This window comes from Pedobacter sp. CFBP9032, assembly GCF_034045265.1.
Classification (GTDB): Bacteria; Bacteroidota; Bacteroidia; order Sphingobacteriales; family Sphingobacteriaceae; genus Pedobacter.
In genome coordinates this window covers 50834-68125 of record NZ_JAXCWE010000004.1, presented here as the reverse complement: position 1 = coordinate 68125, position 17292 = coordinate 50834, and the positions used below count along the sequence as shown (strand labels likewise).

Here is a 17292-nt window from a genome sequence, read left to right as displayed (position 1 = left end):
ATTCGAAGCCTTATTTTCGTTTATTCATTTCAGGTTTCAGTTTGAAAACCCTTCATTAATCGTTATTCTTGTTGTAGCGTTAAAGGAGAAGAACCATCCAGAGCAACAAATTATGAACACCGTAAACCAGGAAATTCTTAAAACGAAACAACATTTTACTGTTTTGGATGGCTTAAGAGGGATAGCTGCAGTGGGTGTAGTTGCCTATCACTTTATGGAAATGGTGTATACTGACTACACTAAAAATATTATTTTTCATGGTTTTCTGGCTGTAGATTTCTTTTTCTGTCTTTCTGGGTTTGTGATCGGCTATGCTTATGATGACCGGATGGAAAAAATAGGGGTCCTTGAATTTTTTAAATCTCGAATAATCAGGCTTCATCCGTTGGTATTGTTTGGGTCTATACTGGGCATGCTTGCCTTTTTATTTGATCCGTTTGGTGGGCATCCGGCTATTTTTAGCATTGGTAAAATAATATTACTCTTCCTCAGTTCGGCATTCCTTATTCCTTTTCCAGTTATCGAAGAAAGAGCCTTCAATTTATTTGGATTAAACGCCCCATCCTGGTCGTTATTCTGGGAATATGTGGCCAATATATTTTATGCATTTATACTTTTCAGACTCAACAAAAAATACTTGATTTTGCTGGCAATAATAGCCACTTTTACACTTTTTACGGTTGCTTACAACACCGGATCATTAATGGGAGGCTGGGCAGGATCTAATTTCTGGGATGGCGGCGCCAGAATTTTCTACTCCTTTCTGGCAGGGCTTTTAATTTTTCGCTACAAACTTATTATTAAAAATAATTTAGGATTTATTGGTCTTTCGATTTTGCTAATTTTAACCTTCCTGATGCCGCTTTTTAAATATAACTGGCTGGCAGAGTTCCTGGTGGTATTGCTTTATTTCCCATTACTGATTGCGTTGGGTGCAGGTACAAATATTAGTGAAAGCTTTAGAAAACTATGCGTTTTCCTTGGCAAAATCTCCTACCCTTTGTACATGACACACTATGCGGCAATTTGGATGTTCAGCAATTACTATAATGCACATGAGCCTCAGGGAAGTGAGCTGGCAATGATTATTATTGTAGGAATGGCTCTATTATTATTGGTGGCTTATCTAACGATGATTTTTTATGATATCCCATTAAGAAAATATTTAAGCAGAAAAAGAAATGAAAAATAAGACTGCGGTTGCAAACTAAAGATAGTAACCTGAGTTTGGTAATTATTTACAGCATGTTGTATTACAGTTTGCGAACAGCGCTGCATGATAAGCTCAAATGTAATCCTGAGCATCGAAAAACTGATGAATAATTATCCTTAACACTTTTTATACAACCTACGTTATCGATCGGTCGTATGTCCCACCAGCCTAGACGATGAATTCTACTCTTTATGGATGGTAAACCTGAGCGTTTCGGTTGGTGAAGACACCAAGCCGATAAACTTATGCATAGGTTTAGCCAAATAAATCGCTGCTGAGGTATCGGTCGCCACGATCGCAGGTGATAAAAACCAATAAACCAGAATCTAGTTCACTGGCCAGGCGAAGCGCCGTAGCACAGGCACCTCCGGAACTCATTCCGGCAAAAATACCTTCTTCTTTGGCCAGTCGTCTAGACATGTCAACCGCTTCTTCCTGGCTAACATCCATCACCCGATCTACTCTTTCCGGCTCGAAGATTTTAGGTAAATATTCTTTTGGCCAACGGCGAATACCAGGGATAGAAGATCCTTCTGTAGGTTGACAACCCACAATTTGTACAGATGGGTTTTGTTCCTTCAAGTATCTGGAACACCCCATTATTGTACCTGTTGTACCCATCGAACTTATAAAGTGGGTAATTTTCCCGTCCGTATCTTTCCACATTTCAGGTGCTGTGGTTTTATAATGCGCCAGGTAATTATCGGGGTTGGCGAATTGATTGAGGAGGAAATAACCATCAGACACACCTTTTTCATCTGCATAATCACGGCAAGCTTCTATGCTTTCGAGCAAGGTTACCTTTGCACCAAAAGCTTCCATGGTAACTTTACGTTCCCGGGTAGAGTTTTCAGGCATTACCAATTCAATATCCAAATCGTAAAGCTTGGCAATCATGGAAAGGGCAATTCCGGTATTTCCGCTGGTGGCTTCAACCAATCTGGTTCCTTTTTTAATCTCGCCGCGTTCAATCGCACTGCGAATCATATTTAGAGAAGCCCTGTCTTTCACACTTCCACCAGGATTATTACCTTCCAGTTTAGCATAAATTTTAACGTTCGGATTCGGGTTAAGTTTACTCAGCTCAACCATTGGCGTATTCCCAATTAAATCTACAATTCCCGCCATAATCTTTTAATTTTTTTCTTTTATATTTCTAATCGTAATGGTTGGGGAGTGATAAACCAACGAATAAGGAGCAACACTTTCCGTTAGCCAAACATTTCCACCAATTACACTGTCGTGGCCAATCGCAGTATCTCCACCTAAAATGGTTGCACCAGAATAAATAACTACACGATCTTCTACTGTTGGATGCCTCTTATTCCCGGCAAACTCTTTTTTAACACTCATTGCACCCAATGTTACCCCTTGATACAGCTTTACATGTTCCCCGATAATAGATGTTTCGCCAATTACAATGCCAGTACCATGATCAATATAAAAATATTTACCAATTTGTGCCGCCGGATGAATATCGATTCCGGTTTTTGAATGTGCATGCTCTGTAAGAATTCGTGGAATAAGCCGGAGCCCCAAGATATTTAAAGCATGTGCAATGCGATAGAAACAAATGGCATAAAAGCCAGGATAAGTCCTGATTACTTCAAATTCACTCACTGCTGCCGGATCTCCTTTATAAATAGCAGAAATATCGGTATTAAGTAATTCGTAAAGTGCAGGTAACTGTTCAAAGAATTGATGCGTTAATTCCTGATAATCTTTGGCTTTCCCCTCACCACTTGCTGATGCAATCATCAGAAGTTCCGTTTTTAAACGAGAACCATATGCAACTAAGTCTTCTTTATTTTCGAATTGGGTAACACTATGTTCCGGATATAGCAAATCGACAATTTTAACAGCCCAATGCGCTATGGCTTCATTAGATGGCATTTGGCTATTCCTATCTCGTTTTTTAAATAGATAACCAAAAAAATCGTCACTCATAAATAAATAATTAAATCTTTTTTGACATAAATGCCTTTGTTTTGCAGTGTAAATATATCTATAACCACTTATTCATACGTCATTTGCCGATCAAAATCTGCAGCATTTACCTAAATTATTTGATACCTATTAATATCAACTAAAAAGCAGCTATTCTCATTGCTTCGGTTTTCGGATCATACAGACTTATTCTGTATAGCTATTAACTGTAACTATTATCGCAATGTGTTAATTAACAGGTGTCTAAAAAAGATAAAAATGTCTTTTATGGGGGGTGTTGAAGTGGAAAGAACCAAAAAATTGATTTTTATCATGTTAAATCTGATCAAAACGGATGGAAAATGTAATGTTAAATCTACTTAAGGTTCACTTTCTATTAGTGTTTAGATACCTTTACACGAAATCTGAATCATGAAACAATTTTCTTTACGCTCTTTACTCTCAACTGCTTTAACTCTTTTAATTTTTAACGCTTTTGCTCAACACAATGAAACCGTGCAGAGCACGGTTTCAACACCAGAAATTCACGAATGCATCAATGGAAATCAGTTGATTAAAACAATGATCTCGGCAAAGCAAGAATTTAACAAAAAATTCAGTTCAGAAACGGTATCATTATCAGAACTTTCAGCTCCTCAATATATTTTAAACAGGAATAAACCAACGATCATCACTTTTGATGGCCTTGATTATTTGGTACAAAATAATTGTGTGCTGGCAATTAAAGGATTGAACCTTCCAGATAATGTTTTAAATCAGGTAACAGAGAAACTTTCCTTTTTAGATCAAGTTCAGTTCGATTACAATAAAAAAATTAATACGTTTTATGCAAACGGAGCACGCAATATTCAAAACGTTAGAAACCTTGATAAATGGTATTTATTAACGCTGAGGATATTTTCAACCACAGTAAATGACATTGCTGCTTTAACTAAAAAACATGATACTTCTGTTTTAGCCGCAAACTTAATTAAAATGCCAACACCTAATATTGACGCCATTCGTTCTCCAGACATGGCTCAATCTATGGTGAAGTTAGCGAAGTAAGATCTATTTTGATAAAGAATCCCGGTATGCCTGAAAATGTATCGGGATTTTTGTTTTTATAGCTGTTTTGCCAGCTTTTTCTGAATAATGTACTTGTTCAGAATGTAGTTCGTCATTGGCATTAATCTTTTGTTGCTATTTGTAGGAACACTACCGGAGTCTGTATAAAAATCTATACTATCTGTCCATACCTTATTATACCATACTTTTCTAACTGAATGTTCGGTAAGGGTATCCGGCCGAAGTATTCTTTTTAAATTAGTTGCCGTTTCTTCATTGAAGGCAATAACGGAAGCATTATCCAGCCTTTCATCACAAGCGATTGATACGTAACGCTCCCCATTCCAATACATGCATTGTTTATTTTCGTTGAAAAGAACATAAGATGCAGTTAAAATACCAACCGCAACGGCAAATGAGGCAACAGCCTTATTATATTTTTTAGGGAAACCAAAGGCATTATTCTCCTTAATAGGTGTATGATTTTCAGCTATGGTTTGAATTGTCCTGATCTCCTGTTTTTTTTCTGCTTCTTCATTTGAAGGATTTATTTTCTCTTCAACTGATTTTATCTCTACATCATTTGGAGGATTTTCTTCAATAAGAGTTTCTTCAATTTTAGCTATTGGTGTCGATATATGGTAAGCATCTTTTATTTGATAAGGCCGATCTTCAAAATCAATCAACCAAGCTAAAAGTTCTAAATTTTTTTTATCTGGTTTAGCAATACCACCTTTAAAAAAAACAGATAAGGCTTTAAATTTATCTGTTGGATGTTCATCAATTACTTTCAGGTATCCTTTGTCTCTTTCAGGACCAAAAAAAGTTCTCAATACTACATCATCTTTTTTCGGATTATACCTTTCTCTAAAAACATTTAGGCATTCCTGCCTTAGCAAAGCTGGGCTTATGGCATTTAAGTGTGGCAATTGGTCATCAGCAAGCTTTTTTCTATAAGCTGATAAGACCGCATTCTGATAATCTTCAAACATGTTAGAGACGATAATTTGCGCAAAGTAATCGGAATTTTCGGAATCGCCAAACGGAATACCGGAATTCAATCGGAATGATCAGAATTACCGGAATTGCCTGCATATCTGCCCTTTAAACCACCCTACATTTGTTCCAGACAATCAGCGCAAGTATTATGAAAAAAGAAAAACAACGCTGTGCAGATTTCTAAATAAAGACAAAGATGCGGAAGTAAATAGCCGGTTTGGGAAGCAGTTATAAGCTTCCGCATTTGAGTCTCCTACTTCCCAAAAATTTTCAGAAGGCCTTCTGATTTACAAATCGTAGCAGCCCCCCGAGCGGTTCGGGGGAACTACAAAAGTATTTCATCTCTAAAATTTTTGTATTATGTTTTTACCCTATTTTATTGCCCTTTTCTTAGGATTTGTTAATCCTTCAAATACGTCATGCACTGGCGGAACTACCACTACTGTAAATGCTACTAATAGTGAAAATGGAGATCCAGGTGATCCAGGCGATCAACCTCCAGGTGATGATACTGGTGGTGAGAATGGTAGCAATCCTCCGAGATAGGATTGGCATGCGGGCATATTATGCCCGCATTTTTTGTTATATTCGAGAAATTAATTCGAATTGAAAAATTACTTGTCCCTTTCAATCCTGCTCTTACTAATTTCGTGCCATAAACAAAACGAAAACACAAAACTATCTTCTACAGACCACCTTTACGAAAAGGCTTGGTCTTTCAAAGACCAAGGGATGGTGGATAGCAGCTACATTTATTTCAATCTTGCGAAAGATGAAGCATTACACCACACCAATGACAAAGTCAAGATTGCCAAATGCTTAATCAATATGGCTATAATAATTGGAGAAAAGGGTGATTATTTTAGTAGTCAAGATATTTCTTTATCATCCATTGACTTTTTAGATTCTTCTAAAATAAATGAGAGAGAATTATTATCATCAGCATACAATGAATTAGGCAAAGCATCGCATGCATTGAAAAAATACGATGAAGCAGAAAAGTTTTACAATAAGGCATTAAGTCTTACAGATTCGGGCAATAGCAAAACAATTTATCTTAATAACCTAGCGAATAACTATAGCCACAAAAAACAATATAACAAGGCTATAGCATGTTATAAAGATCTTTTGTCAATGGAGATTATCAAATCAGATAAAGATAATTATGTAAGAATACTATCTAATTACGCAAAAACAAGATGGCTTAAAGACTCCAACTTTGATGCGGCTCCTATCTTTTTAAAGGTATTAAGATTTCGAATAGCAAAAAACGATCTTTTAGGTCGAAATGCAAGCTATTCTCACCTTACTCACTACTATTTCAAAAAGAAACCTGATTCAGCACTATATTATGCAAATGAAATGTATCGCATTGCGAAAATCAATAAAAGCCCTTTAGACCAAGCAGAAGCTCTCCAAATGCTAATTAAACTTAGCCCTTCGCTTTCCTCCAAACTATATTTCGATAGATATCAAGATCTCACTGACAGCATATATATAGCCACTAGTAACGATAAAAATCAATTTGCCCTGATCCGTTACGAAACCGAGAAGCACAAAGCAGATAACCTGATTTTGCAAAAAGAAAACAGCGAGCGGAAATACCAAATCATCATCATCACTTCAGTAGCGTTATTCATCTTACTAGGTGGAATTTTCTGGTATCGCAAAAGAAAACGTGATATTGAAACCCAGAGTGAAAAAGCCATTACCGATAGTAAATTAAAAACTTCTAAAAAGGTACATGATGTGGTTGCCAATGGATTATACCGGGTAATGACCGAAATTGAAAATCAGCAAGATTTAGATCGAAATCATGTACTGGATAAGATTGAAGATCTTTATGAAAAATCGCGTGATATCTCCTATGAAAAACCCACGGAAGCCAATAAACCTTTTCACGAAACCCTTTCTGAAATATTAACTTCTTTCGCAACAGAAAATAGAAAAGTATTAATTGCGGGTAACGATGCCGAATTATGGCAGAGAGTGAGTGAGCGAACCAAATACGAACTCGAACACATTATCCAGGAGTTGATGGTGAACATGAAAAAACATAGTCAGGCCAGTAATGTGGTGATGCGCTTTGAGAATAATGGCGAACAAATCAAAATTTATTATACTGATAATGGTGTAGGCATGCCCAAAAACAAGGGATTTAATAATGGTTTGCGGAATACGGGAAACCGTATAGAAGAAATTAATGGAGCAATTATCTTTGATACCGAAGTGGAAAAGGGGTTTAAAATTCAGATCTCCTTTCCTATTTCCTAAATATTAATGATGATGTTTAAAAGCGTATTAATTGCAGAAGACCATGAAATGACCAGCATTTCTGTGCGTAAAACTTTAGAAGACCTGAATATTACCAGAACTGAATACACCTACTATTGCGATGACGCTTTAATGCATATCAAAAAAAATGTGCAAGGTGAAGCACCATTTGATTTACTCATTACTGACCTTTCTTTCGAAGAAGACCACCGGAAACAAGAAATTCCCGGAGGGATAGAACTTATTGAGGCAGTGAAAAAAATAGCCCCAAATATTAAAGTGCTGGTATTTTCAACAGAAAAAAAACCTGCACTGATTGATGACCTTTTTAAAAAGTACGGCATCAATGGTTTCGTACGTAAAGCCCGCCATGATGCCAAAGACCTGAAGCTGGCCATTCATGCCTTAGCCAAAGGCAACACTTACCTTTCGCCAGATTTAAAGCAGAGTGTTAAACAAAAAAACACTTTTGAATTTACCAGTTACGACATTACCATCATCTCGCTGCTCTCTCAGGGTACGCTTCAAAAAAACATTCCCGCTTATTTGCTAGAAAACGACATCAAACCATCGGGTTTAAGCAGTGTAGAAAAACGATTGAATATGATGAAAGAGGTGTTGGAATTTTCTAAAAATGAGCAATTGGTGGCTTATTGTAAAGATTTTGGTATTATCTAACTGATAAAGTTCAGATAACTTGGTCAAGAACACTAGTCTACATTCCATTATCAAATATTTAACTTTAAAACAGATGAATTTCTTTTCCCTGCTTTCCCTTTGAAATTTCTCGGGTTAACTTCGCATTTTAATTCAAGCATTAAGATATTGAACCTTAATTTGGATTTCTTGCTGCCTTAATGTTTATAAACTGATGAGTGCTCCTAAGTCCTCGTCGTAGTGTCTCGTTACGATCACATCATTTAATTGACACATCAGCATTTTGATCATTAATCAGCTGCCTGTTCACACAGATTATTTTTCTTAAATAAAATGCGTTTTACGGTTTCCCGTAGAAAATTCCTTCAGCTCATCACTAATTTTGAGTTCAGAAAATCACCCAGAAAATAATATAGATTAACAATTAGCGCTCGGAAAAATGCTGAGGTTGCCTTAAGGTTTGAATAAGACTGGCAACCTCACATTTTAATTTGTAAAAGTATTGTCCAAACATTCCATGAAGATTCTTTTCTTATCCTTTTTCTTTTTGGCAACAGCTACTTGCAAAGAAAGTACAACAGTTTACCTTTGCAACAGTGGTGGTGGTAAGAAATATCACCTCATTACCAGTTGTCGCGGCTTGAGTAATTGCAGTCACAAATTAATATCAATCTCTTTAGATAAAGCAAGAGATCAGGGTAAAACCTTATGTAAATGGGAAAAATAACGACATTTATTTTATTGCTGTTGATTCAGCCTTTTTTTCAAAAAATAGAATCGCAGCAACTAAACCTTAAAAATCAGACATTCAGTGCAAAAGTAATCCGCATTTTGGATGGCGATACGATGGAAGTTCTTTACAAAAACACCCCGATAAAAATTCGCCTGGCGCATATTGATTGCCCGGAGAAACGACGCTCACAACCTTTCGGTAATCATGCAAAGCAGGCGCTATCTGATTTATGTTTCGGGCAATATGTAATGGTATATGGTCAGAAATATGATCGGTATAAGCGTTTAATTGCGGTAGTCAACAATCAAAAAAAGCAAGTACTTAATCAGGAAATGATCAGGCAAGGAATGGCATGGCACTATAAGAAATATTCTACTGATGTTCTTTATGCGCAACTTGAAATCACCGCGAGACAAAATAAAGTAGGCTTATGGCATGATTTACATCCAATAGCACCATGGGAATGGCGTAAGCCAAAGCCAAAATTGCACGTTTAATTCTATTAGGAATATTTGGTTTAAGCCGAAGAATAATTTTCTGGAAGTTGATGCCGATAGGATCAGCCTAAAAAGAAAACGGGAATCATCCTATGGACGACTCCCGTTTAATCTAAATTAACGCTCTCCATATAAAGACGAGCATTTTAAAGTTTTATTGTGTTGAGCTTAAAATATATTAAAAGAGAATTAATACAGTTCATGCAAATGAAACATATCCGATTGCTATATTTTGATAAAAGCCTCTATTAAAAGCTTAAATAGGTTTTAGAAAGAATTAGCTACGATCCTTACAGAAAATAAAAATATTTCATTTGTAACTAGTGGAACCTTTTACAAACATTATCAATAATAGATTGTAAATAATTTTAAAAATAAGTGACGCAGAATTAAGTGTATCGTAGTAGTTTTGTTGAAAATTATTTAACTTTAGCATATATAAATTGTTTAAACATTTCAATCTATGAGTATTTTAGAAGAATTAAATATTGCAGTACATCATGTATTGGATGTATTCTTTGCTTCTGATACAGATGTAATGAGTAGGAAAGTTAAGCAGATTATGGCTAATCCTGAAGACAAAGAAAAGTATTTAAATGCTTTGAAGGCAATTAAAGAAATGGAAGAGCAAGGGCAGCAAGGTGCGAAAACAATCACTTTAAGTACTGCAGAAAAACTTACGTTAACCACCTAAGCCCGATGGATGCCGGAATAACCATTTTCACAATTGCTTATGTGATTATTCTTATTGTTCCAGGTATCATTTTCAAACGTTTTTACTTCCAGGGTGCTTTCTCAAAACAGTTTAATTTAGGCCTCTTTGCAGACAGAATTATTACGAGCCTTTTTTGTGGTATTCTTGTGCAGATCATTAGCTTATTAACATTCAGTAGAATTGTAAATATTACCTACTTAGATTTCAAAAAAAGAATATTTGAATCTTTTCGTGAACTTCAGCGTAACAGTTTACCTGATCTCAATTCAGAACAGATTTTGTATACATTTTATTATGCTATTTACAGTGTAGTATTAGCCGCTTGCTTGGGTTATTTGTTATATAAAATTATTCGAAGTCTTAAGTTAGATCTTCATATTCCTGCATTTCGCTTTGCAAATCATTGGCATTATTATTTCAAAGGAGAAATACTTAAAACACAAGATTTTAAAATCGCGAATAGAGGAAAAGTAATTTCAACAGAAGTAGATTTAATGTTGAAAGACAATGATGGAAAAAGTAATCTTTTTTCTGGTTTGTTAACTCAGTATACAATTAACAGCAAAAATGAACTTCAAACTATTTATCTAACCGGGGCAACTCGTTATTCGCAAACTGCAAATGCAGTAAAGATCATTCCTGGAGATATTTTTATTGTTCCTTATGAAACTGTTCAAAACCTCAACATCAGATATAATTTTCTCCAACAGCAGCCAAAGGAAATAATTAAGCGTCTTGTATTGGTGTTCTGTGCATTTTTATTATCTGCCGTACTCTATGCACCATGGGCCAGTAATTTATCTTTATTGCTTAAAATTATAACAACAGCTCTAATGTTTCTCGCATGGTTAAGTTTTACTACTCTCGCTATGTCTTTCTTTCCAAGTAGTAATGGCATAAGAGCATTAACCAAAAATGCCAGAATTACACTTTTTTTCTTTTTTATTTTGATGCTCGGTGCATGTGGTTTTCTATTTAACTGGTGGCAATTCTAAAAAGCTGTCTAAACTCCCTGAATAAATCTCAACTTGAGAAGTTTTAGTAGCCTTTGATTGGGAAATAATTCGATAGTTTGCCCCTACTGGTCGGTGTCACACTAACCAGCTTAAGTTTCCTCATACTATTACTATGCCTATCATTTATAGGTGCGTATGTTTTCTGATGGCGAGAGATTGCTTAAAAAGAAAACGGGAATCATCCTTATGGACGACTCCCGTTTAATCTAAATTAACGCTCTCCATATAAAGACGAGCATTTTAAAGCTTTATTGTATCGAGCTTAAAATATTTTATTATCTAATACCGCCAAGCGCTTTTAAAAGCAACCCTAGGTTTGAGATCAGCTTCATCCTGAATGATTTGTCAATTTTAAAGTAACCTTTTTTGCCGATCTTTACGGATATAGGGCATAACTGCTTAATCATTTCAAAAAATAAATCTTCTGATGCAACATTATTAACCATCCTGCGACTACAACATAGAAACCCATTTAAAAACGAATAACTAAACGCTACTTGCTTCGGAAAGAAAACATATCTGATGGGGAATTGATTTCCATGTGCCTGGAAGGGAAGGATTCTGGCTATACCGGATTATATAACCGTTATGCTAAGGGAATCTTCAACTCCATTAGCCCACTGATTGCACATAGTGCAGAAGCAGAAGATATTTTGCAGGAAACATTTTTCACTGCTTTCAGTGATCAGAAGCGGTTAAAGGAGATCAATAGTTTTGAAGCGTGGGTAAGAAGAATGGCCATTAACAAATCCATTTCTCATTTGAGAAGGAAAAAGCTGCTTTTTTCGGATTTAGGAGATCATGAGCTTAAGGCGGAAGCAGATTACGATGTTAAAGCTGATCAAATTTTTGAAAGTAGAGTAGAAGATGTACGCCGTTGCATTAACGAACTTTCGGATGGATATAGAACCATCCTAAACCTGTATCTCTTCGAAAAAATGACTCAGGATGAAATTGCAGTGCTGTTGGATGTTGCCCCATCAACAGTGAGAACACAATACCATAGGGCAAAAAAGAAAATATTAATATCACTTAAGGATAAGGTTTATTATGAATGATCCGATAAAAGATTTTGTGGAACAGCACCGGGAAGATTTCGATCATCTGGAAGCACCGAAGTTCGACCTTGCTGGATTGAAAGCTAAAATAGCACAGAAGCCAGCGATAAAAAAGCACCGTGTTTTGAGTATCAAACCTGCACAGTGGATAGCCGCCGCAGCTGTTTTATTGGTTAGTGCTATGGGATTTTGGTTCTTCAATAAAACAGAACAGGCAAAAAGCCCTGAACAACATCTGGTCATCAATAGAGATCGCCCGAAAGAAGTAATTGCGAAGCCAGATATAAAAGTAGCTACTCATCATAAGCAGGATATTCAGCTCGCAAAACATCAAGCAACCCTGCCTGTAAAAAGAAGTAGGTTTAAAAAGGGGAATCAGCCTATGGAGGAATCGGACCCCATGCTTGTTAAGCAGTTGAGCGACAGTACGTCTTCTAGCAACCGTCTTGCTGCAGTTTTGGCCATCAAAAAAAGTGATTTTATCAGTTATGATCTCCTCGATCGCCTTTCGGGAACCATTCAGCATGATAGCAATAGTAATGTTCGTTTAGCGGCATTAAGTATTCTGGAAAAATATCAGCAGGATGCACATGTTTCCAATCTACTCATAACAGCGCTCAATCATCAGGATGATCCGATGGTACAACTTTCACTGGTTAACCTTTTGGGTAAAATGCAAAACATCAAAATTGAGGAGCGCCTTTATGCCCTTGTGAACGATCCGTCTACGATGGAAGCCGTAAAAGATGAGGCTTACCAGATTCTACTAAAAGAAAATAAATTTTAATCACCGTAAACAAATAAAAACATGAAACCACAATTAATCTTATTCTTCGCCTTATTTATACTCACCTTATCTGCATCGGCGCAGAAACAATATAAACTCGCCAAAAGCAGCGGCAAATTAAACCTCAATATTAGTGGCGCAAAAGTAGAGGCTTATGATGGAAATGAAATTATATTTTCTATCCCCGAAAATCGGGATGAAGAAGTTGATGAGCGTGCAAAAGGACTTAAAGCCTTCAACAGCTCAGGGTTTAAAGACAACAGCGGATTGGGTTTCGATGTTACCGTAAAGGGAGAGGATATCAACGTAAACCCGGTAAGTGTGGCTAACCAACCAAAATTGAGCATCAAACTGCCGAGAAACATTCGCCTTTCTTTCATTAACAATAACATGATGTACCAGGATACCGTAATGCTGAAAAATCTAAAAACGGAGATAGATGTATCCGTAACCGGTAATGATATTGTACTCGTTAATAATGTGGGACCAATGAATATCAAAACCTTGCATGGCTCAGTTGATGCTTCCTTTTCTGATGATTTAAAAGGACCTATTTCTATTGTCTCCGTAAATGGGCATGTGGATGTTGCACTTCCAGTTGCTGTAAAAGCTAATCTGGAGGCAATGAGCAATTATGGTAAAATCTATGCCGCTGACGAATTAAAAATTGCTGTAAACACCACGGTTGATGTCAAAACAACTATATCTGGGGTAGCAAGCGTTAAAACAATAAATGTAGGAAAGAGTATTCCATCTTTAACCGTTAGAAAGTCGGAAACCAACGAGAATGAGGCGAAGGGAAATACTCAGGTGTTTGGATTTGACCGTGGAAATTATGCAGAATCACTCAACGGCAAAATCAATGGCGGAGGGGTAGACCTGATTCTTAAATCTAACCATGATAACATTTACATCAGAGAAAAGAAGTAACTTATCACTTTAAATACAAGGCTTCCCATTGGGCAAGCCTTGTATTAATTACTGCGTTAAGGCATTGCCACCCGCTTCTACTTTACCACCGTAGCTTCGAGTTCTACTTTCAACGTCTCAAAAAGACTTTTAACTTCTATAACTGTAGTTGCCTGCTGAATGCCATGTTTCACGATCCAGTTTTGCAGGATGTGAAAACTTTCAAAAAACGCATTGATATCGGTGTGGTAAACATTTAACCGTACAATATTCCTGCAATCATAATCTGCTTCGGTAATCAACTGTTCCAGGTTGGCAATGGCCTGGGTAAGTTGTGTGGTCATATCTGCATCACTCGATTTTCCATCTGCATCAATAGCCGTTTGCCCTGAACAATATAGCGTTCCGGTTACTGCTTTCACCTCTACTGCCTGTACATAATTTCTTTGATCCTGCCATTTCCATGGGTTTATTGCTCGTGTTTCCATTTCAAATTGGTTTAAGCATAGCGAAGTTGCTATACCACAAAATTGTAGAAATACAAGATCAAATCAATTGCGGTACCTCACCATTTTGAAGTGAGGTTTGTCACACTAAACAGCCAGCCTGCTCAGGGTTTCTCTGGATACACCGAGGTAAGCAGCGAGCAATGATTTTGGAACCCGTTGAAATAATGATGGGTACTGTTTGAGTAGCTGTTCATAACGCTCCTTTGCGTTGGAGGTGAGTAATGATAAAATTCGACGCTGTGCCGCAATGTTACCGAAATGTGCCTTTTCTAAAAAAAATGATTCTACTTTTTGAAGAGCAGTACATAGCTTCCGATAATTTGCCAGAGAGATGCACAATACCACCGTATCTTCAATGCATTCGAGCGAAAGAGTGGCCGGTGTTTGCGTAAGGTAAGCATGGAAATCACTTTCCCACCAATCTTCCATCGCAAAAGAAACAATATGTCCCTTCCCGCTTTCATCATGATGCACCAGCTTCGTTAGCCCTGAAACCAGAAAGTACGAATACCTTACCATTTCATTTTCCTGAATAATAAACTGATGTTTTTTGTATTTTTTTATCTCAAAATGACGCTGCACAAAAGTAAACTCTTCATCTGTTAAGGTGACTTGCTTTTCGATGTGTTTACGTAACATTTGGTACATAAAAAATGGGTTGAATCTGATTCAACAAAGGTAAGCATTGCTTTCTACCCTTAGCTATTGCATGAAGAACTTTTGATGAAATTGGATTTTGACAGATGAGCTGAATGTGATAAATATTTACGGCCTTTTAGCCCCGATCGTGATTCTCCTTCCTTTGGATTATGGCAGAACACGTCTTCCAGTCCTGGTTTTCTAATGCATATTATAAATCGAAATCAAGTTAATAAATCATTAGGGTAACTAACTTAAATATATGCCTTTTAACCCACCCAAAGGAAGAGCAAGAATAAAATCGATGCTTACGGTTTCCCGTAAAAAAGAGCTTTACGGTTCCCCTACTTTTGAGGTATAAATTAAAACAATCCCCTCAAATTATGAAAATTGGTAAAACTTTAGGGTTTACACAAATCGCAGGATTATTAACGCTCTTAATAATCTCTTCCTGCGGCACAGGAAGCAAAATAGCAGATCCGTTTCAGGAAGCAAAATTTGATCCTTTCGATGCTAATTTAGGAAATCGAATTGCTGCATATAATGATACTCTCGCGCAAAATGGAGTCAGACCAAAAACCGGAAACCCAGCACTTTACATCGATTTCTCCTCCGGAATAACCAAGGCCTTTAATGAGACCGGCATCAAGGGTATGATGACTGATTGCTTCAATACTATTCTCGCCAGCAAATTTGAAGTCTACAAACTGGGTTCGAATCAAGTAACACCAATGAATGTAGCCAACCCCACAGAATTAGGGCAACAAGTAAGTGATCCAAAACAATACCTGGATATCTGGGCGCCAATACAATCAGCCGTAGATAAAATTGTTGATGGAAATAATGATGCCCTGCTCATTACCGATTTTGAAGAATGGCAATCAAATGCAGAAGTAACCAGTACGGCATTTTTAAAAATCCCATTTTCAAAATGGTTAAAAAAAGGAAATTCCATCCATTTTTTTGTAGCTGATTATAACGAAGGTTCCGTTGCTAAACACCTTTATTTTACGGTTTTCAGTTATGGTAAGCCAGATGCATCTAGCTTAATTACTAAACTTTCACCTAAACTTTCGCCTTTAACGGTACAATTCGACTTATCAGACCAAGCCTACCGTTTGCGAACAGATTATCCTTCTGTAAAATCAGGTGGAATTTTTTACGATGTAAATGCAAAATCAGAAAACGCCAGAAATGTACTCGATTTAAAGGAAAACTACATCAATGGGTTGAAAGATGGCCATCCATTTGAGTTTTATCCATTAGGGTTAGACTGGAAAACCATCAGTGAACTTCATGCCTCTTATGCCAGTCAAAATCAGTTTAATGATTTTTTTAGAAAGCTTTTTGTAGACCTGAGTAATCAAGACAGCTATGTTTTTGGGAGTTTAGAGGTTAAGGTTTCGGATGTAACGACTGATTTTGAAAATTTTTCAAGGTATGACGAAGCAAAGAAACACCAGCCGAAACTGGCTAAAGGAAGCAATGGGGAAGCAAAGTTAGCTGACAATCAGAACGACCCGATTGCTTTAGGATGCTACAATGCAGATGGAAAATTAAAAGAAGAATGGATTTACAAACCGCAGTCACCTAATAATTTGAACGAGGTATTTGCTCTAAACAAAGCATTGTTTGATAATACAAAAGCATCAGGATTAAAGAATGTAGAATTAGGTGTGGTTTTTCATCCCAAATTTAATTTAAAGAATATCCAGAATTCTGAGGGATTGATGAAGGTTGACCTGGTTTTAACCAGTGCAGAAGCCAATTTAATCAATGCAAAACTGGCAAAATTTCAATGGGTTAATGCTAAAAACAAACCCAATATCGCGCTTTCAGAATCTATAAAAAACACCTTGGCCGAATTGGCCCCTACAGGTAAAACGGTCTATTCATATTACATCAAAACCAAAAGTAACTAATTAAAAATTAATCATTAAATCAATAAAAAAATGGAATCTACATCAGCGTATATCATATCAGTTATTACTGCGTTATTTTTTCTTCTGCTCGCCGTTATCATCGCGAACGCCATAAAATATGAGGGAGGTAGTAACCCCAGCGATCCAAAATCGCGTAAAACCTGGTTCTGGCTTTTAGCTGCGTTAAACCCTATTATTTGTTTCTTGTTTGGTTATTTCGTTTTCAGGCCAGATGCTAATATGATGGTGTTGAACAACTATGTAAATGCGTTAAGCATTGGCACCGCTGTTGGCTTTTTGCTATACATTGCGTTGGGCTTCGCGTTGAGCAAAGTATTCGCAAATGGAAAAATTGGTCATTGGTTTTAAG

General features: G+C 36.7%; 19 protein-coding genes. 14 read left to right on the top strand and 5 right to left on the bottom strand.

Annotated features, from left to right (window positions below):
* Nucleotides 1–112 precede the first annotated feature (112 nt).
* On the top strand, nt 113–1192 hold the full coding sequence (locus tag SOM16_RS09035) for an acyltransferase (protein ID WP_320463679.1): 1080 nt from the start codon (nt 113–115) through the stop codon (nt 1190–1192).
* A gap of 276 nt (nt 1193–1468) precedes the next feature.
* Here SOM16_RS09035 and cysM read toward each other — a convergent pair whose 3' ends face one another.
* Together cysM and SOM16_RS09025 are read right to left on the bottom strand one after the other, a co-directional pair.
* Nucleotides 1469–2341, bottom strand: a complete 873-nt coding sequence (cysM, locus tag SOM16_RS09030; protein WP_320463678.1) for a cysteine synthase CysM — start codon at nt 2339–2341, stop codon at nt 1469–1471.
* Between the two features lie 6 nt (nt 2342–2347).
* On the bottom strand, nt 2348–3160 hold the full coding sequence (locus SOM16_RS09025; RefSeq protein WP_320463677.1) for a serine O-acetyltransferase: 813 nt from the start codon (nt 3158–3160) through the stop codon (nt 2348–2350).
* A 411-nt stretch (nt 3161–3571) separates the two neighbouring features.
* Between SOM16_RS09025 and SOM16_RS09020 the strand changes: the two genes are divergently transcribed.
* Nucleotides 3572–4207, top strand: a complete 636-nt coding sequence (locus SOM16_RS09020; RefSeq protein ID WP_320463676.1) for a hypothetical protein — start codon at nt 3572–3574, stop codon at nt 4205–4207.
* 56 nt (nt 4208–4263) lie between these two features.
* Here SOM16_RS09020 and SOM16_RS09015 read toward each other — a convergent pair whose 3' ends face one another.
* Nucleotides 4264–5199 carry a hypothetical protein gene (locus SOM16_RS09015; protein ID WP_320463675.1) on the bottom strand — a complete coding sequence of 312 codons (936 nt, stop codon included), beginning with the start codon at nt 5197–5199 and terminating at the stop codon, nt 4264–4266.
* A 367-nt stretch (nt 5200–5566) separates the two neighbouring features.
* Between SOM16_RS09015 and SOM16_RS09010 the strand changes: the two genes are divergently transcribed.
* From SOM16_RS09010 to SOM16_RS08965, 10 genes are all read left to right on the top strand, one after another.
* Nucleotides 5567–5752 carry a hypothetical protein gene (locus tag SOM16_RS09010; protein WP_320463674.1) on the top strand — a complete coding sequence of 62 codons (186 nt, stop codon included), beginning with the start codon at nt 5567–5569 and terminating at the stop codon, nt 5750–5752.
* 282 nt (nt 5753–6034) lie between these two features.
* On the top strand, nt 6035–7480 hold the full coding sequence (locus tag SOM16_RS09005; RefSeq protein ID WP_320463673.1) for a tetratricopeptide repeat-containing sensor histidine kinase: 1446 nt from the start codon (nt 6035–6037) through the stop codon (nt 7478–7480).
* A gap of 6 nt (nt 7481–7486) precedes the next feature.
* Nucleotides 7487–8158 carry a response regulator gene (locus SOM16_RS09000; protein ID WP_320463672.1) on the top strand — a complete coding sequence of 224 codons (672 nt, stop codon included), beginning with the start codon at nt 7487–7489 and terminating at the stop codon, nt 8156–8158.
* A gap of 496 nt (nt 8159–8654) precedes the next feature.
* On the top strand, nt 8655–8864 hold the full coding sequence (locus SOM16_RS08995) for a hypothetical protein (RefSeq protein WP_320463671.1): 210 nt from the start codon (nt 8655–8657) through the stop codon (nt 8862–8864).
* Nucleotides 8852–9367: a thermonuclease family protein gene (locus SOM16_RS08990; RefSeq protein WP_320463670.1), complete on the top strand. Its 516-nt coding sequence runs from the start codon at nt 8852–8854 to the stop codon at nt 9365–9367. The genes SOM16_RS08995 and SOM16_RS08990 overlap by 13 nt, the downstream gene beginning before the upstream one ends.
* Nucleotides 9368–9830: 463 nt before the next feature.
* A complete protein-coding gene (locus tag SOM16_RS08985) occupies nt 9831–10061 on the top strand; it encodes a hypothetical protein (RefSeq protein ID WP_320463669.1) in 231 nt (76 codons plus the stop codon).
* Between the two features lie 41 nt (nt 10062–10102).
* On the top strand, nt 10103–11077 hold the full coding sequence (locus SOM16_RS08980; protein ID WP_320463668.1) for a hypothetical protein: 975 nt from the start codon (nt 10103–10105) through the stop codon (nt 11075–11077).
* 518 nt (nt 11078–11595) lie between these two features.
* Nucleotides 11596–12156, top strand: coding sequence for an RNA polymerase sigma factor (locus tag SOM16_RS08975; RefSeq protein ID WP_320463667.1), 561 nt, complete (start codon nt 11596–11598; stop codon nt 12154–12156).
* Complete coding sequence (locus SOM16_RS08970) at nt 12149–12943, top strand: HEAT repeat domain-containing protein (protein ID WP_320463666.1); 795 nt, start codon at nt 12149–12151, stop codon at nt 12941–12943. The genes SOM16_RS08975 and SOM16_RS08970 overlap by 8 nt, the downstream gene beginning before the upstream one ends.
* Before the next feature lie 21 nt (nt 12944–12964).
* Nucleotides 12965–13873: a hypothetical protein gene (locus SOM16_RS08965; RefSeq protein WP_320463665.1), complete on the top strand. Its 909-nt coding sequence runs from the start codon at nt 12965–12967 to the stop codon at nt 13871–13873.
* Nucleotides 13874–13950: 77 nt separating this feature from the next.
* Here SOM16_RS08965 and SOM16_RS08960 read toward each other — a convergent pair whose 3' ends face one another.
* The gene (locus SOM16_RS08960) at nt 13951–14340 is read right to left on the bottom strand and encodes a RidA family protein (RefSeq protein ID WP_320463664.1); all 390 of its coding nucleotides are present in this window, start codon (nt 14338–14340) and stop codon (nt 13951–13953) included.
* A gap of 105 nt (nt 14341–14445) precedes the next feature.
* Nucleotides 14446–15000 carry a Crp/Fnr family transcriptional regulator gene (locus SOM16_RS08955; RefSeq protein WP_320463663.1) on the bottom strand — a complete coding sequence of 185 codons (555 nt, stop codon included), beginning with the start codon at nt 14998–15000 and terminating at the stop codon, nt 14446–14448.
* Between the two features lie 383 nt (nt 15001–15383).
* Between SOM16_RS08955 and SOM16_RS08950 the strand changes: the two genes are divergently transcribed.
* Together SOM16_RS08950 and SOM16_RS08945 are read left to right on the top strand one after the other, a co-directional pair.
* Nucleotides 15384–16922, top strand: a complete 1539-nt coding sequence (locus SOM16_RS08950) for a hypothetical protein (RefSeq protein WP_320463662.1) — start codon at nt 15384–15386, stop codon at nt 16920–16922.
* A gap of 30 nt (nt 16923–16952) precedes the next feature.
* Nucleotides 16953–17291 carry a hypothetical protein gene (locus SOM16_RS08945; protein WP_320463661.1) on the top strand — a complete coding sequence of 113 codons (339 nt, stop codon included), beginning with the start codon at nt 16953–16955 and terminating at the stop codon, nt 17289–17291.
* The last annotated feature ends 1 nt before the right edge of the window (nt 17292 follow it).